The 21,189-nt window shown below is 68.3% G+C and carries 21 protein-coding genes and 1 pseudogene; 13 read left to right on the forward strand and 9 right to left on the reverse strand.

Annotated elements, in window-relative coordinates:
• The first annotated feature begins 20 nt into the window (after positions 1-20).
• Genes B9D87_RS08375 through B9D87_RS08385 form a run of 3 tightly spaced genes read left to right on the forward strand, consistent with a single transcriptional unit; the run spans position 21 to position 2,621 of the window.
• Positions 21-737 (forward strand): TetR/AcrR family transcriptional regulator, encoded by a 717-nt coding sequence (locus B9D87_RS08375; RefSeq protein ID WP_007770605.1) that lies wholly within the window; start codon positions 21-23, stop codon positions 735-737.
• Entirely contained in the window at positions 715-1,506 is a 792-nt protein-coding gene (locus B9D87_RS08380; RefSeq protein WP_007770604.1) for a class I SAM-dependent methyltransferase, read from the forward strand. The genes B9D87_RS08375 and B9D87_RS08380 overlap by 23 nt, the downstream gene beginning before the upstream one ends.
• A gap of 32 nt (positions 1,507-1,538) precedes the next feature.
• The gene (locus B9D87_RS08385; RefSeq protein ID WP_052002468.1) at positions 1,539-2,621 is read left to right on the forward strand and encodes an amidohydrolase family protein; all 1,083 of its coding nucleotides are present in this window, start codon (positions 1,539-1,541) and stop codon (positions 2,619-2,621) included.
• Between the two features lie 16 nt (positions 2,622-2,637).
• Here the strand turns inward: B9D87_RS08385 and B9D87_RS08390 are convergent, their stop codons facing one another.
• Entirely contained in the window at positions 2,638-4,179 is a 1,542-nt protein-coding gene (locus tag B9D87_RS08390) for a glycerol-3-phosphate dehydrogenase/oxidase (protein ID WP_007770601.1), read from the reverse strand.
• Positions 4,176-4,745: a TetR/AcrR family transcriptional regulator gene (locus B9D87_RS08395; RefSeq protein WP_007770599.1), complete on the reverse strand. Its 570-nt coding sequence runs from the start codon at positions 4,743-4,745 to the stop codon at positions 4,176-4,178. Before B9D87_RS08395 ends, B9D87_RS08390 begins: the two co-directional genes overlap by 4 nt.
• A 47-nt stretch (positions 4,746-4,792) precedes the next feature.
• Between B9D87_RS08395 and B9D87_RS08400 the strand changes: the two genes are divergently transcribed.
• Together B9D87_RS08400 and B9D87_RS08405 are read left to right on the forward strand one after the other, a co-directional pair.
• Positions 4,793-6,373: an FAD-binding oxidoreductase gene (locus B9D87_RS08400; RefSeq protein WP_007770598.1), complete on the forward strand. Its 1,581-nt coding sequence runs from the start codon at positions 4,793-4,795 to the stop codon at positions 6,371-6,373.
• Entirely contained in the window at positions 6,370-7,296 is a 927-nt protein-coding gene (locus B9D87_RS08405) for a diacylglycerol kinase (protein ID WP_007770596.1), read from the forward strand. The genes B9D87_RS08400 and B9D87_RS08405 overlap by 4 nt, the downstream gene beginning before the upstream one ends.
• An 82-nt stretch (positions 7,297-7,378) precedes the next feature.
• On the opposite strand, the gene B9D87_RS08410 is transcribed toward B9D87_RS08405, so the two are convergent.
• The 3 genes from B9D87_RS08410 to B9D87_RS08420 all read right to left on the reverse strand — a co-directional run bounded on the left by B9D87_RS08410 (position 7,379) and on the right by B9D87_RS08420 (position 9,920).
• Positions 7,379-7,891: a DUF3145 domain-containing protein gene (locus tag B9D87_RS08410; RefSeq protein ID WP_007770594.1), complete on the reverse strand. Its 513-nt coding sequence runs from the start codon at positions 7,889-7,891 to the stop codon at positions 7,379-7,381.
• 152 nt (positions 7,892-8,043) lie between these two features.
• Positions 8,044-8,862, reverse strand: coding sequence for a serine hydrolase domain-containing protein (locus B9D87_RS08415; RefSeq protein WP_007770592.1), 819 nt, complete (start codon positions 8,860-8,862; stop codon positions 8,044-8,046).
• Positions 8,862-9,920, reverse strand: coding sequence for a class I SAM-dependent methyltransferase (locus B9D87_RS08420; RefSeq protein WP_007770590.1), 1,059 nt, complete (start codon positions 9,918-9,920; stop codon positions 8,862-8,864). Before B9D87_RS08420 ends, B9D87_RS08415 begins: the two co-directional genes overlap by 1 nt.
• A 103-nt stretch (positions 9,921-10,023) precedes the next feature.
• On the opposite strand from B9D87_RS08420, the gene B9D87_RS08425 reads away from it, so the two are divergent.
• The 4 genes from B9D87_RS08425 to B9D87_RS08440 all read left to right on the forward strand — a co-directional run bounded on the left by B9D87_RS08425 (position 10,024) and on the right by B9D87_RS08440 (position 13,330).
• Positions 10,024-11,109 carry an S-(hydroxymethyl)mycothiol dehydrogenase gene (locus B9D87_RS08425; RefSeq protein ID WP_007770588.1) on the forward strand — a complete coding sequence of 362 codons (1,086 nt, stop codon included), beginning with the start codon at positions 10,024-10,026 and terminating at the stop codon, positions 11,107-11,109.
• Entirely contained in the window at positions 11,110-11,733 is a 624-nt protein-coding gene (locus B9D87_RS08430; protein ID WP_007770586.1) for an MBL fold metallo-hydrolase, read from the forward strand.
• Between the two features lie 50 nt (positions 11,734-11,783).
• Positions 11,784-12,878 carry a class I SAM-dependent methyltransferase gene (locus B9D87_RS08435; protein ID WP_040629766.1) on the forward strand — a complete coding sequence of 365 codons (1,095 nt, stop codon included), beginning with the start codon at positions 11,784-11,786 and terminating at the stop codon, positions 12,876-12,878.
• A 74-nt stretch (positions 12,879-12,952) separates the two neighbouring features.
• The gene (locus B9D87_RS08440; RefSeq protein WP_007770583.1) at positions 12,953-13,330 is read left to right on the forward strand and encodes a hypothetical protein; all 378 of its coding nucleotides are present in this window, start codon (positions 12,953-12,955) and stop codon (positions 13,328-13,330) included.
• Between the two features lie 22 nt (positions 13,331-13,352).
• Here B9D87_RS08440 and B9D87_RS08445 read toward each other — a convergent pair.
• Positions 13,353-15,076: pseudogene (locus B9D87_RS08445) on the reverse strand (Hsp70 family protein).
• Positions 15,077-15,182: 106 nt separating this feature from the next.
• Positions 15,183-16,268 (reverse strand): NAD(P)H-dependent amine dehydrogenase family protein, encoded by a 1,086-nt coding sequence (locus B9D87_RS08450; RefSeq protein WP_007770581.1) that lies wholly within the window; start codon positions 16,266-16,268, stop codon positions 15,183-15,185.
• A gap of 91 nt (positions 16,269-16,359) precedes the next feature.
• Here B9D87_RS08450 and B9D87_RS08455 point away from each other — a divergent pair, with 91 nt between their 5' ends.
• The 4 genes from B9D87_RS08455 (at position 16,360) to B9D87_RS08470 (ending at position 19,166) form a co-directional block, all read left to right on the forward strand.
• The gene (locus B9D87_RS08455) at positions 16,360-16,707 is read left to right on the forward strand and encodes an MmpS family transport accessory protein (RefSeq protein WP_174320889.1); all 348 of its coding nucleotides are present in this window, start codon (positions 16,360-16,362) and stop codon (positions 16,705-16,707) included.
• A gap of 36 nt (positions 16,708-16,743) precedes the next feature.
• A complete protein-coding gene (locus B9D87_RS08460) occupies positions 16,744-18,051 on the forward strand; it encodes a cytochrome P450 (RefSeq protein WP_007770579.1) in 1,308 nt (435 codons plus the stop codon).
• A gap of 90 nt (positions 18,052-18,141) precedes the next feature.
• A complete protein-coding gene (locus B9D87_RS08465) occupies positions 18,142-18,684 on the forward strand; it encodes an ester cyclase (RefSeq protein WP_007770578.1) in 543 nt (180 codons plus the stop codon).
• A gap of 35 nt (positions 18,685-18,719) precedes the next feature.
• Positions 18,720-19,166, forward strand: coding sequence for a hypothetical protein (locus tag B9D87_RS08470; protein ID WP_007770577.1), 447 nt, complete (start codon positions 18,720-18,722; stop codon positions 19,164-19,166).
• Between the two features lie 5 nt (positions 19,167-19,171).
• On the opposite strand, the gene B9D87_RS08475 is transcribed toward B9D87_RS08470, so the two are convergent.
• Positions 19,172-20,659, reverse strand: coding sequence for a flavin-containing monooxygenase (locus tag B9D87_RS08475; RefSeq protein WP_007770576.1), 1,488 nt, complete (start codon positions 20,657-20,659; stop codon positions 19,172-19,174).
• 279 nt (positions 20,660-20,938) lie between these two features.
• Positions 20,939-21,181 carry a hypothetical protein gene (locus tag B9D87_RS08480; protein WP_007770574.1) on the reverse strand — a complete coding sequence of 81 codons (243 nt, stop codon included), beginning with the start codon at positions 21,179-21,181 and terminating at the stop codon, positions 20,939-20,941.
• Between the last annotated feature and the right edge of the window lie 8 nt (positions 21,182-21,189).

A 21,189-nucleotide genomic window follows, 5' to 3' on the forward strand; every position in this document is an offset into this window, starting at 1 on the left:
ACGAATGGGAGGGGCGGTCGATGGCGGAACGGTCGAGTCTGGATCGGCGACGGCGGGCCGATCGGATTCTTGACAGCGCCCGTGACCTGCTGCTGCGCTGGGGTTACCGGCGCGTGACGATCGACGAAGTGGCCGCTCGCGCCGGGGTGGGCAAGGGCACCATCTACCTGCACTGGCGCTCCCGGGAGGACATCTTCCACGCCGTCAGCGCCCGCGAGGCTGCGGCGATGACACAGGCGATCGTCGACGCGGTCCGACAAGATCCCGCCGAGGTCGCGCTGCACCGTTATCTGCGGCGGCTTTTCGTGGAGGCGATGGAGCGACCGGTGCTGCGTGCGCTCTACACTCGGGACGCCGACACGCTCGACAAGTTCCTCGCGGCCGTTGATCACCAGCGGTTGGAAGAAGCCAAGCTGGGCGTCAATCGGGACTACTTGGGTGTGCTGGCCGCCGAGGGATTGCTGCGGTCAGGCCTACGCCCAGACGACCTGGACTACACCCTCCCGACGATCGTGTTCGGTTTCTTTGCGGCGGAACCCTTCCTGCCCGCGGCGATCGAGTTGAGCCTGCAGCAGAAGGCGGACCAGCTTGCCGACACGGTACGGCGCGCGTTCGAGCTGCCAACTGCGCCCGCTAAGGACGCCCTGAAACGCGCTGCGGCGAAAGCTATCCCGATCCTGGGGCGCCTCGCCGATGACTTCCTGGCCGCGACATATGGAGGTGATCACCATGAGTGAACTGGTTTCTGACCTTGCCCGCCCACGCGGGCGCTACGGCGTCGACGGCGACTACCGACTGATTCCTGCACCGGCCCTCTTCGCCGGCTACCTGCTGCTGTGCCTTGCCGAAGCCGCATTGGCCGCCACCTGGCTGGCGGCGGGACGAACTCTGGCCGGCGCGGCGGTGGCCGTGGTCGCGGTCGCAATGGTCGCCGTCGGCGTCAGCATCCTGCGGTTCAGCCGGCGAGGAAAATTCGAGGTCTGGGCCCGCCTGCTGACCGGCATCGGCCTGCGCGGCGATGAGCACGTGCTCGACCTCGGCTGCGGGCGCGGCGCGGTGCTGCTGGCGGCTGCAAAGCTGGTGCCGCGCGGAAAGGCTGTGGGCGTGGACATCTGGCGCCCCGACCAGACCGGCAACTCCATGCGGGCGACGCTGGCGAACGCCGACGCCGAAGGGGTCTCGGACAGGGTCGAGCTGCACACCCGGGACATGACCGACCTACAGTTTCCCGACGCGTCGTTCGACCTCGTGGTGAGCAACCTCGCGATCCACAACCTGCCGGGCAACCCGGCGCGGCTGGCCGCCATCGACGAAGCCGTGCGCGTCCTGCGGCCCGGCGGTCGCCTCGTGATCGCCGACCTCGGCTTCACCAAGCTATACGCCCGACGGCTCGGGCAACTTGGCATGGCGAACATCGGGCGCAAGGACCTTGGCTGGCGTGCGTGGTGGGGACTGCCGTTCATCCGCACCCACGCCGTCACCGCGACCAAGCCCGAACCAGCGTGACGAAACCCGTTAGCCGCGAGTCGGTTTCCCCAGTGATAGCCCTGGAGGAGGCCTTTCTGCACCCACGCGTCTGGGATTTGTTCCCCGCGTCGTTGCGCCAGAAGTATCAGCCCGTCCGAGCCCGGCTCAGCGACGTCGGGGCCGAGCGAATCCGCCAAATGGACGCGGCCGGAATCGACGTGCAGGTGCTCTCCCACGTCCAGCCCGGAATCCAGATCGTCCCGGACGCACGGGCGGACTCGGCGATCGCGGTCAGCGTAGAAGTCAACGACTGGCTCGCCGAGGCCATAGCCCACCACCCGACGCGATTCGCGGGCTTCGCGATGCTGCCCACCCAGTCCCCGTCCGGAGCCGCCGACGAATTAGAGCGCACCGTAGGGGATCTCGGCTTCGTCGGCGCGTTGATCAATGGGCACACCAACGGCCGCTATCTCGATGACCCGTCGTTCGACGTGCTGCTCGACAGGGCCGAATCCCTGGGCGTCCCGATCTACATCCATCCCACCGACCCACCCCAACCGGTAGCGGACACGTCCTACGCGCCCTTCGAATCGGCCCTCGTACCGACCTGGGGCTGGCCGGTGGAAACCGGGACCCACGTGCTGCGGCTGATCTGCGCGGGGGTGTTCGACCGGCACCCGGATCTGAAGGTCATCGTCGGGCACATGGGAGAGCTGCTGCCCTACTGCTTCAGCCGCCTCAACGTGGGACTGACGATGGCCGGCTGGCTGCTCGCCCCGGAGCCGGACAACAGGGTGATGCGCAGGAACGTGGGCTACTACCTGCGGAAAAACGTCTTCATCACCAGCAGCGGCGTATTCGACACGCCCGTATTTGACTGTGCCCGAGCCATGTTGGGCCTCGACAACCTGATGTTCTCTGTCGACTACCCGTTCCAGGACAACTTCGCCGCAATGGAGTTTCTCCACCGATGCGACCTCTCCCCCGACGACAGGGAGCGGTTCGCCCACCGCACCGCGGAAACGCTGCTGGGAATCGGTAGTCGGCCGCGCTCCCCCCGCCCAGCGGCCAACCTGGGTGACGCCTGGCACAGACTGCGATCTCGCGCCCAATCGAAGCTTGGCCGCACGTTGATCTCGGCTCTGGTGAAGTAGTCGCGACCGCGGTTGGCTAGCCGAAGCGCGCCACGAACTCCTCCGCGACGGCCACGGCGCGTTCCCGATCGCGCGCCACCAGCCCGATGCGGGTCCGCCGGTCCAGGATGTCGGAGGCGTCCAGCGCGCCCTCGTGTGTTACCGCGTACGCGAATTCCGCTCTGCTGACGTCGATTCCGTCGGCGACCGGCTCGGTCGGCCGGTCGCAGGCCGCGACGGCGACGACCTTGGGCGCCTCGGCGCCGTACCGTTGCAGCAGCGACGAAGGCAGTTCGGTGTCGCTCGCCGCGATCACCCCGGGATTGGCCGGCGCCCCGATCAGCGGCAGGTTGCGGGTCCGGCATTTGCCGGCGCGCAGGCGCCGCACCCGGATCGCGCGATCCAGCACATCCTGTGCCATGTAGCGGTATTCGGTCAGCTTGCCGCCGATCACGCTGATCACCCCGGACGCCGATTCCACGACGGCATGCTCCCGGGACACGTCGGCGGTGCGGCCTTCGCCGGTATCGATCAGCGGCCGCAGTCCCGCGTAGGCGCCGATCACGTCGGTGGCGGTGAGCCCGGTGCCCAGTGCGGTGTTCACCGTGTTCAGCAGGAAGGTGATCTCGTCGACCGACGGCTCGGGCACATCCGGGATGGGACCGGGGGCCGCTTCGTCGGTCAGCCCCAGATAGACCCGGCCCAGCTGTTCGGGCATGGCGAACACGAAGCGGTTGAGCTCGCCGGGTATCGGAATGGTCAGCGCCGCAGTCGGATTACCGAAGGCCTGGGCATCGAAGACCAGATGCGTGCCCCTGCTGGGCCGTAACCGCAGTGCGCCGTCGATCTCGCCCGCCCAGACCCCGGCGGCGTTGATGACCGCGCCCGCCGAGACGTCGAACGCCTGCCCGCCGCACCTGTCGGTCAGCCGCACCGAGGTGCCGGTGGCCCGCGAGGCCGATACCCGGGTCAGGATCCGCGCGCCGTGCTGCGCCGCGGTGCGCGCGACCGCGGTGACCAGCCGGGCGTCGTCGATCAATTGACCGTCGTAGGCCAGGAAGCCGCCGTCCAGGCCGTCGCGTCGCACGGTCGGTGCCATCTGCACGACGCGCTGGGCCGATACCCGGCGCGAGCGGGGCAGGGTCGAGGCCGGGGTGCCGGCGAGGAATCGCAGGGCGTCGCCGGCCAGGAACCCGCCGCGCACCAGGGCCCGCTTGCCCGGGGTCATCGACGGCAGCAGCGGTACCAGCTGGGGCATCGCGTGAACCAGGTGAGGGGCGTTGCGCGTCATCAGGATTCCGCGCTCGATGGCGCTGCGCCGGGCGATGCCCACGTTGCCGGTCGCGAGGTAGCGCAGCCCGCCGTGCACGAGCTTGGAACTCCAGCGGCTGGTGCCGAACGCCAGATCGTGTTTCTCCACCAGCGCCACCCGCAGGCCGCGGGCGGCGGCATCCAGCGCGATGCCGGCGCCGGTGATGCCGCCGCCGATCACGACGACGTCCAGCGCCTGACCGTCGGCGAGCGCGGTCAGGTCGGCGGCGCGGCGGGCGGCGTTCAGGGCGGTGGGATCGGGTATCACGACAGGTATCCGTTCAGCGAGTAGGCCAGCTCGGTGGCCAGCGCGTCGGCGTCGAGCATCGGTTCGACGATCCGCGCCGATTGAATGGTCGACTGGGCGATCAGCAGCACCATCGTCGCCATCTGGACGGGGTCGCCGAGCCGGACGCTGCCGTGTCGCTGAGCCGCCCGCAGCCGGGCGGCCAGCGCATCGATCAGCATGCGCTGGCTGGTCCCCAGGCGTTCGGTGATGTACGTCGACGCGAGATCCGAGTGCAGCACCGATGTCACCAATCGGTCCGCCCGCAACAGATCGGTCACCGTAACGATCTGTCGCACAAGCGATTCGCGATCGTTGCCGAGCAGCGGGGCGTCTTGCATCACCTCGGTGATGTGCTGGGTCAGCAGCGCCGCCACGATCGACGGCGTGTCCGGCCACCGCCGGTACACCGTCGGCCTGCTGACGCCCGCGCGCCGGGCGATCTCGGCGAGGGTCACCCGTTCCACGCCGAAATCCACCACGCAGCTGGCGGCCGCCGCGAGGATGCGCTCGCCGGTGTCCAACTTTTCGTTACGGATTGACAGCATATGTAATACTGTAACGCATGACCGATCCCCAGGGGCTGCTGCCACCGATGAAATGGAACGCGTGGGGTGACCCCGCCGCGGCCAAGCCGCTCTCGGAGGGGATCCGCTCATTGCTGCAGCAGGCCGTGGGGGTCGAGGGGTCCCGCGCGGCCGAACTGCGATCCGACGAGGTGCAATTGCGTCCGTCGGCGTTGTCGCAGTCCGACCGGGACGCGCTGGCCGCCATCGTCGGCGCCGAATACTGCCGCACGGCGGACCCCGACCGGCTGCTGCACGCGGGCGGCAAGTCGACCATCGACCTGCTGCGTCGCATGGACCGCGGCCCGCAGAATGCGCCCGACGCCGTGTTGCTTCCCGGGGATGACGACGCCGTCGCCGCGATCCTGCGCCACTGCTCGCAGCATCGCATCGCCGTGGTGCCGTTCGGCGGGGGCACCAGCGTGGTCGGTGGGCTCGACCCCGACCGCGGGGAGTTCTCCGCCGTCGTCTCGCTCGATCTGCGCCGCTTCGATGAGCTGATCTCGCTGGACGACGTGTCCGGGCAGGCGGTGTTCGGGGCCGGGGTCACCGGGCCGGAGGCCGAACGCCTCCTTGGCGCACAAGGCTTTTCGCTCGGCCATTTCCCGCAGAGCTTCGAGTACGCCACCATCGGTGGCTTCGCCGCGACCCGCTCGTCCGGTCAGGACTCGGCGGGCTACGGCCGGTTCAACGACATGGTGCGGGGCCTGCGCGTGGTCACTCCGGTGGGCACCCTGGATCTGGGCCGCGCGCCGGAATCCGCAGCCGGCCCCGACCTGCGCCAGCTGCTGATCGGCTCGGAGGGCACCCTGGGCGTGATCACCCGGGTGCGGCTGCGCGTGCACCGCGCGCCGGCAGCCGTCCGCTACGAGGCGTGGTCGTTCCCGGACTTCGCGACCGGGGCCGCGGCCCTGCGCGCGGTCACCCAGAATGGCACCGGCCCCACCGTCATTCGGCTCTCCGACGAGGCCGAAACCGGCGTCAACCTGGCCACCACCGAGGCGATCGGCGAATCGCAGATCACCGGTGGATGCCTGGCCGTCACCGTGTTCGAGGGCACCGCCGAGCACGTCGAAAGCCGGCACGCCGAGACCAGCGCGCTGCTGGCGGCCCGGGGCGGGACCTCGCTGGGCGACGGTCCGGCGCAGGCCTGGGAGCGCGGCCGGTTCGGCGCGCCGTACCTGCGCGATTCGCTGCTCGCGGCGGGCGCGCTGTGTGAAACGCTGGAGACCGCCACCGACTGGTCGAATGTTCCCGCGCTGAAATCCGCTGTCACCCAAGCGCTTACCGAGGCGCTCGCCGCGACGGGCACGCCCGCTCTGGTGATGTGCCACATCTCCCACGTCTACCCCACCGGCGCCTCGTTGTACTTCACCGTCGTCGCCGGGCAGCGCGGCAACCCGATCGACCAATGGAAAGCCGCCAAAAAGGCCGCGTCGGATGCCATCATGGCCACCGGTGGGACCATCACCCACCACCATGCGGTCGGGGCCGACCACCGGCCGTGGATGCGCGACGAGATCGGCGAGCTGGGAGTGCAGGTGCTGCGGGCGGTCAAGGCGACGCTGGATCCGGCCGGAATCCTCAATCCCGGCAAGCTGATTCCGTGACGGCCGAGCTGCGCCGCCGAGAGATCGGCAAGGTGATCGCGCTGACCAACCCGGTGTCGGGCCACGGCGCGGCGGTGCACGCCGCCCAGCTCGCGATCGCCCGGTTGCACCGCCGCGGCGTAGAGGTCGTCGAAATCATCGGCGACGACGCGCAAGACGCCCGCCACCTGGTGGGCGCGGCCCTGCAGAAGGGCACCGACGCGGTCATGGTGACCGGGGGCGACGGCGTCGTCTCCAATGCCCTGCAGGTGTTGGCGGGCACCGACGTTCCGCTGGGCATCATTCCGGCCGGCACCGGCAACGACCATGCCCGCGAATTCGGCATCCCCACCAAGGACGCCGAGGCCGCCGCGGACATCGTCGCCGATGGTTGCACGGAATCCATTGACCTGGGCCTGATTCGGGACAGCGGCGGAGCCGAGAAGTGGTTCGGCACCGTGGCCGCCACCGGCTTCGATTCGCTGGTCACCGATCGCGCCAACCGGATGAGCTGGCCGCACGGCCGGCTGCGCTATTACGTCGCGATGCTCGCCGAGCTGTCACAGCTGCGGCTCTTGCCCTTTCGCATGGTGCTCGACGGCGGCAAAGAGCTCGACGCGGATATCACGCTGGCCGCCTTCGGCAACACCCGCAGCTACGGCGGCGGGCTGCAGATCTGCCCCGGCGCCGACCACACCGACGGCCTGCTCGACATCACCATGGTGCACGAGGCATCGCGCACCAAGCTGGTGCGCCTGTTTCCCACCGTCATGAAGGGCACCCACATCAACCTCGACGAGGTCAGCACGGCGCGGGCCCAATCCATCCACGTCGAGTGCCCAGGCATCAACGTCTACGCCGACGGCGACTTCGCCTGCGCGCTACCGGCCGAGATCTCGGCGGTGGCGGGCGCTCTGCGGATTCTGCGCCCGGCCAACCGGTAGGCCCGCACTGCGGGGACCATCGACGCGCTGAGGGTCGCTGATCGCTGCGGCGAGGGGCGGCACATGGCGAGCCGCAGATCGACTAACCGACGCCCCGGCTCAACCAGGTCACCTCGCCGACGTCGCCGCCGTCGCGGTAGGCCTCGAGCGCCTCGTCCCAGGCCGTGCCCAGCACCGAGTCCAATTCGGCGGCCAGGGTGTCGGCGCCCTGGGCCATCATCGCCCGCAGCCGCATCTCCCCGACCATGACGTCGCCGTTGGCGCTCATCGCCCCGCTCCACAGGCCGAGCTGCGGGGTGTGGCTGAATCGGTGGCCGTCGACGCCGGGGCTGGGATCCTCGGTGACCTCGAACCTCAGCACGGACCAGGACCGCAACGCGTTGGCCAGTTTGGCCCCGGTGCCCACCGGGCCGACCCAGTTGGTGACCGCGCGCAGCTGTCCGGGCATCGCCGGCTGGGGCGTCCAGTTCAGGTTCGCCTTGGCACCCAGGGACGACGACAACGCCCACTCGACATGCGGGCAAACCGCCGCGGGCGACGCGTGCACGTACACCACGCCGGTCGTCACGTCGGCGAATTGATTCGACGCTCGCATTTCCTGCTCCTTCGGTTCCACCAGGGACGTCTTCCCCAACGACCTGCGGACCCGACAAACAGGGCAGCGTGCTTGAAATCTTCGATTTTTTGTGTGTCGTGCGTGTCTATTGTGCCTTGTGATACCCCTGTTGCGCTAGTGTGCATTTCCCACTAGCTGTAATCGGCGATCACGGCGTCCGAAAGCGCCGGCCACGGCCGCAGCGCCCAGTCCCCGAAATCCCGGTCCGTGAGCACCACCAGCGCCAGGTCTTTGTCGGGATCCGCCCAGATGAAACCCCCTGCTTGGCCAAAATGGCCGTACGTTCGCGCCGAATTCCGCGCGCCCGTCCAGTGCGGCGATTTGGTGTCCCGGAGCTCGAAACCCAGCCCCCAATCGTTGGGCCGCTGCACCCCGTAGCCGGGCAGAACGCCGTCCAGACCGGGAAACTGCACCGTCGTCGCCTCGGCGTGCAGGCCGGGTGAGACCGTCGCCGGGCGCAGCAGGTCGCCGGCGAACGCCGCCAGGTCGGCCACCGTGGAGCTCGCCCCGAATCCGGCGGCCACCGCGCCGCCGTGCAGCCGGGTCGCCGACATGCCCAGCGGCTCGAACACCGCCTCGGTCAGGTAGCGGGCAAACTCGATGCCGGTGTCCTTCTCCACCTTCTGGCCCAGCACGGTGAAGCCCTGGTTGGAGTAGATCCGGCGGACGCCGGGCGCGGCCAGCACCCGGTCGTCATGCATCGACAGGCCCGAGGTGTGGGCAAGCAGGTGGCGGACCGTCGCGCCGGGCGGGCCGGCCGGCATGTCGAGCTCGACCGCGCCTTCCTCGATGGCGACCTGCACCGCCCGGGCCGCCAGCGGCTTGGTCACGGAGGCCAGCTCGAACACCCGCTCGGTGTCGCCGTGGCTGGCCAGCACGCCACCCGGCCCCACCACCGCCGCGGCGGCGGCCCCGACCGGCCAATCGTTCAGGGCGTCGAGGGCCGCCATCACTTCCGGGCGATGTAGTAGTTGTTGATCGGGTCCGACTCGATCTCGGCCACGCTCACGTCGCCGAACCCGGCATCGCCCAGCATCGAGACGGCCAGTTGCGTCCCCCACGCGGTGCCCAGTCCGGCGCCGTCCAGCGCCAGCGACACCGTCATGCAGTGCATCAGCGACGTCGTGTACAGGTAGGTGCTCATCGGGACGCCGACGTTGTCCTCGAGCCGGCTCGACGCCTTGATGTCGGCCATCAGCAGCACCCCGCCGGGCCGCAGCGCGCGGTAGATGTTCTGCAGCACCCGCGCCGGCTGCGCCTGATCGTGGATGGCGTCGAAGACGGTGATGACGTCGTAGGTGTCCGCCTTGTCCAAATCAGCGAGATTGTGGCTTTCGAAGGCCGCGTTGGACAGGCCCCGCTCGGCGGCTTCCGCGATCCCGGTCGCGATGGCCTGCTCGGAAAAGTCGATGCCGGTGAACCTGCTGGCCGGAAACGCTTGTGCCATCACGTTGATGGCGTGTCCGCTGCCGCAGCCGAAATCCGCCACGTCGGCCCCGGACCGCAGCCGCTGCACGAGGCCGTCCACCAACGGCAGCACCACGTCGACCAACGCGGTGTCGTACACGGCGCCGCTCTGCTCGGCCATCAACGCGTGGAACCGGGGAAACTCGCTGTACGGCAACCCGCCCCCGGCGCGGAAGCACCCGATGATCTTTTGTTCGACCTCGGCGAGCACCGGAACGAGCAGGGTCACCAGGGCCAGGTTGTCCGGTCCGGCCTCGCGCGTGAGCACCTTGGCGCGCTGCGGGGGCAACGAGTAGGTCGCGGTGTCCGGGTCGTAGTCGACGACGCGTCCGGTTGTCATGCCGGCCAGCCACTCCCGGACGTAGCGTTCGTTGAGCCCGGCCGACGTGGCGATCTGCTCGCTGGTCGCCGGTGCGTGTCCGGCCATCGTGTCCAGCAGCCCGGTCTGATGCCCGATGCTGAGCAACAGCGTCAGGCTGGCGCCGTCGATGGCCGCGGTGATTCGTTCGGTGAATTCTTCGGTGGTCTCCAAAGCCGTCACGCCCAGGGACGCTACACCCGGTCGATGGCTATCCGGTTGCCAACGGCGGATGGGTGGACAACCCGCCGCGAGATGTATGGCGGCGGTCAGTAGGTTGGAGCCCATGAGTCAGACAGTGCGCGGCGTGATTTCACGCAAGAAGGGCGAACCCGTTGAATTGGTGGACATCGTCGTCCCGGATCCCGGGCCCGGAGAGGCTCTGGTCGACGTCATCGCCTGCGGGGTGTGCCACACCGACTTGACCTACCGCGAGGGCGGCATCAACGACGAATATCCCTTCCTGCTCGGCCACGAGGCCGCCGGGCGGGTCGAGGCCGTCGGCCCGGACGTCACCTCCGTGGCGCCCGGCGACTTCGTCATCCTGAACTGGCGCGCGGTGTGCGGGCAGTGCCGGGCCTGCAAGCGCGGCCGCCCGCACCTGTGCTTCGACACCTTCAACGCCACCCAGAAGATGACGCTGACCGACGGCACCGAGCTCACCCCCGCGCTGGGCATCGGCGCGTTCGCCGACAAGACGCTGGTGGCCGCCGGCCAGTGCACCAAGGTCAGTCCCGAAGCAGACCCCGCGGTCGCGGGCCTGCTGGGCTGCGGGGTGATGGCCGGGCTGGGCGCGGCGATCAACACCGGCGCCATCACCCGCGACGACACCGTCGCGGTCATCGGTTGCGGCGGCGTGGGTGATGCCGCGATCGCCGGTGCCGCCCTGGTCGGGGCCCGGCGGATCATCGCCGTGGACACCGACAACACCAAACTGGACTGGGCCCGCAAGTTCGGCGCCACCCACACCGTCAACGCCCGCGACCTCGACGTGGTCAAAACCATTCAGGACCTCACCGACGGCTTCGGCGCCAACGTGGTGATCGACGCGGTGGGCCGGCCGGAAACCTATAAGCAGGCCTTCTACGCCCGCGACCTCGCCGGAACCGTTGTGCTCGTTGGTGTTCCGACCCCCGACATGCGCCTGGACCTGCCGCTGGTGGACTTCTTCAGCCACGGCGGCTCGCTGAAGTCGTCGTGGTACGGCGACTGCCTGCCCGAACGCGACTTCCCCACGCTGATCGACCTGTACCTGCAGGGCCGGCTGCCGCTGGAGAAGTTTGTATCCGAGCGAATCGGGCTAGACGGCATCGAGGAGGCGTTCGAGAAGATGCACGGTGGCAAGGTCTTGCGTTCGGTCGTGGTGCTCTAAATGGTGGACATCGATCGGGTGGTCACCCACGGTACGTTCGAACTCGACGGCGGCAGTTGGGAAGTCGACAACAACATCTGGCTGATCGGTGACAACTCGAACGTCGTGGTGTTCGACGCCGCCCACGACGCCGCACCCATCGTCGAGGCGGTCGGAGGCCGTCACGTGGTGGCGGTGGTGTGCACGCACGGCCACAACGACCACGTCACGGTGGCGCCCGAACTCGGCAAGACCCTCGACGCCCCCGTGCTGCTGCATCCGGGCGACGAGGTCCTATGGCGAATGACGCATCCGGACAAAGACTTTCGCACGATATCCGACGGCGAGACGTTGAAGATCGCCGGCACCGAGCTCAAAGCGCTGCACACTCCGGGCCACTCCCCGGGGTCGGTGTGCTGGTACGTGCACGACCTCGGCGTGGTGTTCAGCGGCGACACCCTGTTCGCCGGCGGGCCGGGTGCGACGGGTCGGTCCTACTCCGATTTCCCGACGATCCTGGAGTCGATTTCCGGGCGGCTCGGCAAGCTGCCCGGCGACACCGTCGTGCATACCGGCCACGGCGACAGCACCACGATCGGCGACGAAATCGTGCACTACGAGGAATGGGTGGCCCGCGGCCACTGATCTCCCGTCCACGCCGAACTGTCAACCGGCTCGGCCTCTATCGTTGACCCATGCCGCCTGAACCCCGGATGCCCGAATCGAGCATTGTGGTGCGGCCCGAGCCCGACTACACCGAGGCGTCGCGGCTGCGGGCCGCCGGGTTGGCGCAGGCGATCGCGGCGTTCGAGCGGGCCGCCGAGCAGGTGACCCTGCCCAGGGCTCCGCAGCCAATCGTCATCGCCGACTACGGCGCGGCCAACGGCCACAATTCGCTCAGGCCGCTCTCGGCCGCCATCGCGGTGCTGCGTCGCCGCACCCGCCACGATCACGCAATCCTGGTGGCGCACACCGATGTTCCCGGTAACGACTTCGCCGCGCTCTTCGAGACGGTGCACGACGACCCGGAAAGCTACCTGCACTCCGACACGGCGGCGTTCACCTCGGCGGTCGGGCGTTCGTTTTACGACCAGATCGTGCCGTCCAAGACGGTCAACCTGGGTTGGACGTCGTGGGCGACGCAGTGGCTGAGCCGAACACCGTGCGAGGTACACGATCACGTGCACGTGTCGCGCAGCAAGGACGAGGCCGTGCACTCCGCCTATGCCGACCAGGCCGCGCTGGACTGGCACAACTTCGTCGCCTTCCGCGGCCGGGAGTTGGCCCCCGAGGGCCGGCTGGTGGCGCTGACGCTCGCCGCCGACGAGGACGGCACGGCGGGCTTCGCCCCGCTGCTCGACGCCATCGTGGAGGCGCTGGACGATCTGGCGCACGACGGCCTGCTGCACCCGGATGAGTTGCGGCGCATGGCTATTCCCACCTTCGCCCGCGCCGAGAAGGATTTTCGCGCCCCGTTCGCGCCGAAGGGACGGTTCGAAGGCCTGATGATCGAGCACCTCGAGATGTTCAACGCCGAGGACCGGTTCTGGGCTCGCTACCAGTTGGACCACGACGCAGAGGCTTTCGGCGCACAGTGGGCGGCGTTCGCCCGGTTCGCGCTGTTCGGATCGCTGGTGTCCGCGCTCGACGGTGGATTCGGTGACGAGCGGGCGGCGCAATTCGTCGAGCGGCTGGCGGCCGCGGTGGCCGCGCGGCTGTCCAGCGCGCCCGAGCCGATGCGGATCCCGCAGGCCGTGGTCGTGCTGGTCAAGCGCGACGCACTGCGCTGATGAGAGTTTCGGCGCATCCGCGCAGCGGGTAACCCCTTGCAATCGTCAACCTGCGACTGCAAGGGGGTAGACGCATGAGCGTGCAGGACGATAAAGGGGCTGATCAAGAGGATGGTCAACAGCTAACCGAGAAGCCGGAGCCGGACGAGGACGACAAAAAAGAGGCCGCCAAGATGATGGAGGCCTACGAGGACAAGCCGACGATCGTGCTGCCCGGCACCGGCGGCAGCGTGTCCGGCACCGCGGTCAACGACTGGCTGGACGAGGACGGCAATCCCAGGAACGAAACGCCCGAGGGCACCGATACCCAACAGAAGTCGGACGACGACCAGCGCGACGAACGAGCGCTGCAGGACCAGATCGAGAAGGACAAGGCCCTCAACGACGTCCTCCGAGAGGCCGCCAAGGCCGAGAACAAGGGCGAAAAGGGCAGCAAGGGCGAAAAGAGTTGAGCCGCAGCCGAAGTAACAGAATTTAGCGGGAAGGAATCGGCCCCAACGCGCTGATGCCCAGGTTGCCCTCGATCTCCTGAATGATCTGGTTGACGCGGTCGAGCCCGGGGATGGGTCCGTCGACGCCCGGAACGGGCGGGGCCGCGACTTTGCGCGGCGCGGCCTGACGGGCCGGGGCCGGTGGGGCCGCCTGAGGAGTCGCGCGGGGCGTGGTGGTCATCGGCGTCTCGGTCGCGGCGGGCGGGGTGGTGTCGGAGGTTGACGGCACCGGAACGTCCGGTGGCGGCGGCGCCGGCTCGGCCGTCGCGCTGTGCGGCGCGGCCGGCGGGGCCGCCGGTGTGGTACTCAAGGCCGGCGCCGGCGTGGTCGCCGACTTGTGCTGCGAGCTCAGCCCGATCGCCACGGCGGTTCCCACCAGCAGCACCGCCGCGACGGCGATGACGATCGCCGCCGCCGGCAGCAGATGCAGGCGCGACACCAGCGGCTTGCGCTTGACGGTTTCGGGCGCGCCTTCGGCAGGCTCGGGTGCGGCGGCGGCCGCTCCGGTCGCCGCGTCGGGGTCCGGCCCGGTGTACCCCGCGCCGGTGGCCCGCGGGTTGTGCCCGGTGGCCGACCAGGCCCGGGCCGTCGCGGGGCCGCGGGCGCCGAGAGGGTCGCCGGCGTGGCCGGCGCCGCGGGCGCCGAGAGCGTCGCGCCGGCATCGCCGGGACCGTGCGCGGCCCGCAGCGCGGCGCCTACCGCGGCCGTGAGTTGTGGGCGCGGCGTCGTGGCGACGGGAACCCGAAAGTGCCGCGACAGCGCGGTGGTGACCGCCGGCAGGTTCGCCCCGCCGCCCGTCGAGACCACCGCGACGAGATCACGGATTCCGTTGCGCGCCAAGGCGTCGTCCAGTGCCGAGATCGCGCTGTCCAGTGCGGGGCGGATCGCGTCGTCGAGTTCGTGGCGGGTGAGCCGGACTTCACCGCGCGTCCCGGTCAGCCCGTCGGTCAGCGTGGCCATCGTCGCCGAGGACAGCTGCTCCTTGGCGATCCGGCATGCGCTGCGCAGCCGGCTCAACGAGCCGATCGCCGCGTCCCCGGTCGGGAACGCACCGGTGGTCGGCATGTTGGCGATGACGGCGCCCAGCAGCGCCTGGTCCACCAGGTCCCCGGAGAAATCGCGGTGCCGAACCGTCGGGGCCAACGCCCGGTAGTCGCCGTCGGCGTGCATCAGGGTGATGTTGGTGCCGCTGCCCCCGAAGTCGCAGACCGCGACGGTTCCGCGCGGCGGGATGCCCGGGCTGGTCCGCACGGCGAGCAGCGTGGCCGCGGCGTCGGGGATGAGCAGGATCGGGCGCGCGCGCCGGGACCACTCGGGGATTTCGCTCAGGGCCGCGCCGAGGGCGTCCACCGCGGCCGACTCCCAATGGGCCGGATAGGTGACCGCGATGTCGTCGGGCAGGGGGCGTCCACCGGTGGCGGCATACGCGAGCGCCCGCAACGCGTCGGCGACCAACAGCTCGCCGCGGTGCACCGAGCCGTCGACCGCGACGACGCCGCGCGGGTCGCCGACCCGGTTGACGAAGCCGGTGATCACGACGCCGGGTCCCTGCAGTCGCGGGTTCTCCGCGGGGATGCCGATCTCGGCGGGACGATCCGGGTATTGCGTCAGCACGGGCTTGCGGGTGATGGCGTTGTCGGCGGTGACGGCCGCCAGGTTGGTGGCGCCTATCGATAAGCCCAGCGCGGTTCCGACTCCATTGGCCATATCCCGATCCCCATCCGCAGCACCGACTCGCATCCGGCTAGCCGTTATTGTGCCGCCAAAACCTGTATTCCGTGTCGGCGACAGCTATGCGCCCGCTGTGCGCCGGTCACCGGATGCAGCCCTCGCCGGCGATCAGCGGGAGGTCGAGCGGGGTGACCCAGCCCGGCCGCAGGTCGTTGACGGCCGGAACGGCGTTGAGCGCCCGCAGGCCGGTCGCCAGGCATCCGGCCGCGGCCGCGTCCCGGCCCGAGCCGTCGGTGAACCGGAATGCGGTCTCCTGGAAGATGCTCGGGGTTCCCTCGATGTCCACGCGGTAGACGTCGTTGTCGTGGCCGGTCGGCCAGTCCGGGGCGGCGTCCAGCCCGATCCGGTTGACGTGTTCGAGCTGGATGCGGGTCTCACCCTGGTAGACGCCGTTGATGGTGAACCGGACGGCGGCCACGTGCCCCGGCTTGATGACGCCCCTGGCGGAGTTGCGTTCCGTGGGCGTCACCCACTTGTCCCAGGTGGTGGTGATTTCGTCGAGCATGATGCCGGCGGCGTGCGCGATCATCGGGACCGTGGCGCCCCACGCGAAGATCAGCATGTCGCGGTCTTCGAGCATCGGCTTGAACTCCGGCTCGCGGCCGATGCCCATCTCGAATTCGTAGTCGCCCTCGTAGTTGGTGTAGTCCAGCAACTCGGAGGCGCGGACCCGGCGCACCTCGGAGCACAGCCCCATCAGCGTCATCGGGAACAGGTCGTTGGCGAATCCGGGGTCGATGCCGGTGGTGAAGCAGGACGACTCCCCCAGCTCGCAGGCCTCGGTGATGGGCTGGATCCAGTTCGGCGGGTTGAGGCTCATGGTCGGCCAGACCCACGGGGTCATCGCGGTCGAACACACGTCGATGCCGGCCCGCAGGAACCGGGTGATCAGCGAGATGTTCTCCTTGGCGTGCATCGCCGTCGGGCCGTAGTGCACCAGCGCGTCGGGTTTCAACGCGATCAGGGCTTCGACGTCGTCGGTGGCGGTGATGCCGACCGGCTCGGCCAGGCCGCAGATCTCGCCGACATCGCGACCGACCTTGGCGGGATTGCTGACGCCGACGCCGACCAACTCGAACAACGGATGCTTCACGATCTCGGCGATCACCATCTTGCCGACGAAGCCGGTTCCGTACACCACCACACGCTTTGCGCCGTGACCCACCATGCCTTGACGCCACCTTTCCACCTCATCGGCCCCCGCTTCGGGCTTCACCATAAGCTTCCCTACGGTCGCTCGTGGTGACACGATGCAATTCATGACCAAGCACCTCGCCGGACCTTCGGTCCTGTTGGCCGTCGGTTTCGGGTTCGCGAACGCATGCGGCGTAGCGCAGGCCCTCCCCCAGATGCCGAAGGTCCGCTACGAGATCAACGGGCCCGCCGTCGCCGAGTTCATCTACTACCAAACCGACACCGGGCAGCTGCATCAGGTCAACGCACCGCTGCCCTGGTCGACGGAGTTCACCGGTTTCGGCGGCGAGGTGTTCGCCGTCAGCGCCCAGGGACCGGGCCCCATCTCCTGCAAGATCTTGGTCGACGGCAACGTGGTGAGCGCCGCGACGGCGACGACGGGCGCGCCCGCCAGGACCGTCTGCACGCACTGACCCCGTACTCCCCTTTTCACGACGAAGGAGGTCTCGGTGAGCCTGAAGACGGGTCCCAAGAAAGGCCTGGCGCCGCGGACGAACGGGGCGCCACCGCCCGACATTGCGCTCGCCGACATCCATCTCGAGTCGCTGGACTTCTGGGCGTTAGACGACGACTTCCGCGACGGCGCGTTCGCCACCCTGCGCCGTGAGGCACCGATCTCGTTCTGGCCCGCGGTCGAGTACGAGGGTTTCGAACCGGGCGGCGGGCATTGGGCGCTGACCAAACACGACGACGTGCATTTCGCGAGCCGTCATCCGGACATCTTCAGCTCGAGCCCCAACATCACGATCAACGACAACACTCCGGAGATCAGCGAGTACTTCGGCTCGATGATCGTGCTCGACGATCCGCGTCACCAGCGGCTGCGCTCGATCGTCAGCCGCGCGTTCACCCCGAAGGTGGTGGCGCGCATCGAGGCGTCGGTCCGCGAGCGGGCCCGCCGGCTGGTCGCGGCGCTGATCGCCAATCATCCCGACGGGGAAGCCGAGCTGGTCAACGAGCTCGCCGGTCCGCTGCCGTTGCAGGTCATCTGCGACATGATGGGCATTCCCGAGGAGGACCATCAGCGCATATTCCATTGGACCAACGTCATTCTCGGGTTCGGCGACCCGGACCTGGCGACGGATTTCGGCGAGTTCCTTCAGGTCTCGATGGACATCGGCGCCTACGCCAGCGCGCTGGCTGAGGACCGGCGATCCAACCACCACGACGACCTGACCACCGCCCTGGTGGAAGCCGAGGTCGACGGGGAACGGCTGTCGTCGTCGGAGATCGCGTCGTTCTTCATCCTGCTGGTGGTGGCCGGCAACGAGACGACGCGCAACGCGATCAGCCACGGTGTGCTGGCGCTGTCGCGCTACCCCGCCGAGCGGGACAAGTGGTGGTCGAACTTCGACCGGCTGACACCCACCGCCGTCGAGGAGATCGTGCGGTGGGCCTCCCCGGTGGTCTACATGCGACGCACGCTGACCCGGGATTTCAAGCTCAGCGGCACCAAGATGAAGGCCGGCGACAAGGCCACGCTGTGGTACAACTCGGCCAATCGCGACGAGTCGACGTTCGAGAATCCCTGGGTGTTCGACGTGGCGCGCACCCCCAACCCCCATTTCGGCTTCGGTGGCGGCGGTGCCCATTTCTGCCTGGGCGCCAACCTCGCTCGTCGCGAGATCAGGGTCGTCTTCGACGAATTGCGCCGCGAGATACCCGACATCGTCGCGACGGACGAACCCGCGCGGCTGCTGTCGCAGTTCATCCACGGCATCAAGACCCTGCCGGTGGCATGGACCCCGCCGCGGTAACGCGCACCGAATTCGCCTCTGCCCGACGGTATATCGCCTTCTCGAATCCGATAGCGCATGCGCCGGCGGATTCCGGATTACGCTGACCCCGTGACCATTCCCGCGTTCCCCGCCGCCGAGGTGCTGGCCGCACGCCAGAAACTCGTCCTCGACCACTTCCATGACGAGGTCCGCCAGGCCTGGGACGACGTCTTGTCTACTTTCCCGCATCCGCGCTACGAGCTGATCCCCCAGATGCTCGTGCACGACGGTGACGCAGCGGTGCGCGACTACTACGCCTACACGCGGACCGCATTTCCCGACCAGGACCACGAGATCATCGCGCTGCGCCACAGCGCCGACGCGGTGATCGTCGAATTCTGGCTGATGGGAACGCACCGCGGCTACCTGGGCAAGGTCCCGCCCACCGGCAGCCGGTTCCGCGTCCGCATGACCGCATACTTCGTCTTCGACGACACCGAAACCCTTGTCTGCGAACGCATTTACTTCGACACGCTGACCATGATCAAGCAGCTCCTGGGTGGGCTGGACATGAAGAACCCGGCGAACTGGTGGCTGGCCGCGCGGTGCCTGCGCGGGTTTTTGTCGATGTCGTCGGAAAAACCGGACCCGGCGCTGACCAACACCCCCTAAACTCCACCGCTAAGGGATGGAGCGAGGAGGCTGCGATGCGGTGTTCAAGCCTTCACGCGGTGGGCGGCGTCGCCGCCGTGGCCGTGTCGTGTTCCTGCGCGATGGCCACCGCGGCGCCCCTGCCGCCCGGCGCGCACACCGAGAAATGGATCGACCTGCGGACCGGCCAATGCGTGACCGATCTGCCGCCGCCCGACGGCAGTCGCGTCAACGTCACCGTCGTCGACTGCGCGACAGCGCATTTGGCCGAGGTGTATCTGCGGGCTCCGATGGCCGTCGACTCCGCCATCGCCACGGTCGCCAACCGCGACTGCGCGGCCGGGTTGGCCCCGTACACCGGAGTTGACGGCGGCCGGTTTTCGATCACCTATCTGATCGACTCGAACCAGGACCGCACCGGCGCCAACCCCACCCCGAGCACCGTGATCTGCCTCCTGCAGTCCGCCAACGGCCAGCCGTTGACGGGCTCCGCGCGCCGCTGAGATGTCTAGGCGATGACGTAGTCGCTGAGCGGGAACTCCCGGGCTTCTCGCACCGAGTTGAGCGTTGACGTCGGCCGCAGCAGCGACGCCTCACCGCTCGGGCTGAAGTAGTACGAACGCGACGTCGCGCAGTTGCCGGCGTAGAACACCGAATTGTCCAGCCGTTTGGTCATCCGCTCCATGAACCGATCGTTGGCCTCTTCGGTCACCTCGAAAGTGGTTGCGTTCCTGCGCTTCACCTCACCGAGCAGCCGGTCCATGTGCCGCATCTGGTATTCGATGGTGTGGAAAAAGGACAGTCCGGAGAAGGCGAATGGGCTTGCCAGGCCGAAGTAGTTCGGGAAGTACGGCATGGTGACGCCCTGATAAGACTGGAATCTGGTCTCTCGCCACCACTTACCCAGGTTGCGTCCTTTGCGGCCGACCACCTCGATGGCCGGGAAGTTGGCCTCCCACAGATCGAATCCGGTGGCCAGCACCAAGGTGTCGATGACGGCCTTGCGGCCGTCGGTGGTGACGATGCCGTCCGCCTCGATCCGCTCGATCGAGTTGGTCTCCAGGTGCACGTTCGGCTGGGTGAACGCGCGATAGAAGCCGTTGGAGAAGGTCGGCCGCTTGCATCCGAGGTCGTAATCCGGCGTCAACCTGGCGCGCAGTTCCTTGTCCCGGATCCACCGGAATCGGTTGATCTTGGCCAGGTCCGAGGCGGAGATGTTGCCGCGCCCCCGCGACTCCCGGAAATGCAGCGCGCCCACAACCATGATGACCTCGAGGATGATGTCGGTCACCCACCGCAGCGCGCGCTGCGCCGCCGGGACCCGCGCAAACAGGCGCCGTATCGCCGGAGAGAACTCGAAGTCGAGCTTGGGTATGACATGGGTCGCGGTGCGTTGGTAGATGGTCAGCTCTTCGGCCTCTTTGGCCAGCTCGGGGACCACCTGCACCGCGGAGGCGCCGGTTCCGATGACGGCGATGCGGCGCCCTTGGTAGCGGTAGTCGTGGTCCCACTCGGTGGTGTGGACCACCTTGCCTTCGAAGCTCGCGATGCCCGGGATGTCCGGCATGCGTGGTTGTGACAGGAAACCGGTGGCCGTGATCAGGAAGCGGGCCGTCAGCGTCTCGCCGCCGGCCAGGGCCACCCGCCACACGGCGGCTTCCTCATCCCACTGGGCGCCCTCCACCGTCGTGTTGAACCGCATGTGGCGGCGCACGTCGTACTTGTCGGCGACGTCCGCCGCGTACTGCTTGACCTCGGCCCCCGGCGCGAACAGTCGCGACCAGTCCGGCTTGGGTTCGAACCAGTACGAGTACGTCGTGGAGGGGATGTCGACGGCGATGCCCGGGTAGTGGTTGACATGCCAGGTGCCACCCAAGTCGTCCTCGCGCTCCAAGATGATGAAGTTGTCAAACCCGAGGCGCTTGAGCTGAATGGCGGCGCCGATGCCGCCGAAACCCGCACCTACGATGATCGCGTCGAAACGGTCCGTGTCCACAGCCCCTGCTCCGTGCTACCTGGTTCCATACTTAACGAATCATAAGCTTTCACTAAGATACGCAACTCTAATAGGGCGCCACGCCGAGCGCATCCGAGCTTTGCCAGTATGTGACCTTGCTGACACAACTGCGGCAAGTCATCGACGGGTCTATCAGACCTGGCGGTCCGGCGATCAACCTGCGTAAACGGCCGCAGCCGCAGCGATTACGTCATCGTCGGTCGCGATCGGTGCCGCCAACTTAGCTCGGAGCGAAATCCGCCGGGCGCCACAGAGTTCTTATCTCGTGGCGGGCCCAGCGGTCAGCGTGCCCTGCAGCCGACCCAGGAACTCGTGGCAACGCCGTGCCCGCTCGGAGTCCTGAGCCATCACTTCGCTGAAGAACGACGCCACGTCATCGAGGCCGGCGTTCTTCGCGTCGCGCACGTACTGCCCGTAATCGTGACCCGCCTTGAGCGAGTGATATTGAAGGGAAATAAGATCGAACGTTACGTCGTCGAAACCCGTTTCACCCGTTGCCATGTCGCCAC

It is taken from the genome of Mycobacterium colombiense CECT 3035, from assembly GCF_002105755.1.
Taxonomy (GTDB): Bacteria; Actinomycetota; Actinomycetes; order Mycobacteriales; family Mycobacteriaceae; genus Mycobacterium; species Mycobacterium colombiense.

Excerpts from the sequence above, each read along its gene's own strand:
- B9D87_RS08375 (WP_007770605.1), top strand. The coding sequence starts at position 21 with ATGGCGGAACGGTCGAGTCTGGATCGGCGACGGCGGGCCGATCGGATT.
- B9D87_RS08380 (WP_007770604.1), top strand. The coding sequence starts at position 715 with ATGGAGGTGATCACCATGAGTGAACTGGTTTCTGACCTTGCCCGCCCA.
- B9D87_RS08395 (WP_007770599.1), bottom strand. The coding sequence starts at position 4,745 with ATGCTGTCAATCCGTAACGAAAAGTTGGACACCGGCGAGCGCATCCTC.
- B9D87_RS08400 (WP_007770598.1), top strand. The coding sequence starts at position 4,793 with ATGAAATGGAACGCGTGGGGTGACCCCGCCGCGGCCAAGCCGCTCTCG.
- B9D87_RS08410 (WP_007770594.1), bottom strand. The coding sequence starts at position 7,891 with ATGCGAGCGTCGAATCAATTCGCCGACGTGACGACCGGCGTGGTGTAC.
- B9D87_RS08415 (WP_007770592.1), bottom strand. The coding sequence starts at position 8,862 with ATGGCGGCCCTCGACGCCCTGAACGATTGGCCGGTCGGGGCCGCCGCC.
- B9D87_RS08425 (WP_007770588.1), top strand. The coding sequence starts at position 10,024 with ATGAGTCAGACAGTGCGCGGCGTGATTTCACGCAAGAAGGGCGAACCC.
- B9D87_RS08430 (WP_007770586.1), top strand. The coding sequence starts at position 11,110 with ATGGTGGACATCGATCGGGTGGTCACCCACGGTACGTTCGAACTCGAC.
- B9D87_RS08435 (WP_040629766.1), top strand. The coding sequence starts at position 11,784 with ATGCCGCCTGAACCCCGGATGCCCGAATCGAGCATTGTGGTGCGGCCC.
- B9D87_RS08440 (WP_007770583.1), top strand. The coding sequence starts at position 12,953 with ATGAGCGTGCAGGACGATAAAGGGGCTGATCAAGAGGATGGTCAACAG.
- B9D87_RS08450 (WP_007770581.1), bottom strand. The coding sequence starts at position 16,268 with ATGGTGGGTCACGGCGCAAAGCGTGTGGTGGTGTACGGAACCGGCTTC.
- B9D87_RS08455 (WP_174320889.1), top strand. The coding sequence starts at position 16,360 with ATGACCAAGCACCTCGCCGGACCTTCGGTCCTGTTGGCCGTCGGTTTC.
- B9D87_RS08470 (WP_007770577.1), top strand. The coding sequence starts at position 18,720 with ATGCGGTGTTCAAGCCTTCACGCGGTGGGCGGCGTCGCCGCCGTGGCC.
- B9D87_RS08480 (WP_007770574.1), bottom strand. The coding sequence starts at position 21,181 with ATGGCAACGGGTGAAACGGGTTTCGACGACGTAACGTTCGATCTTATT.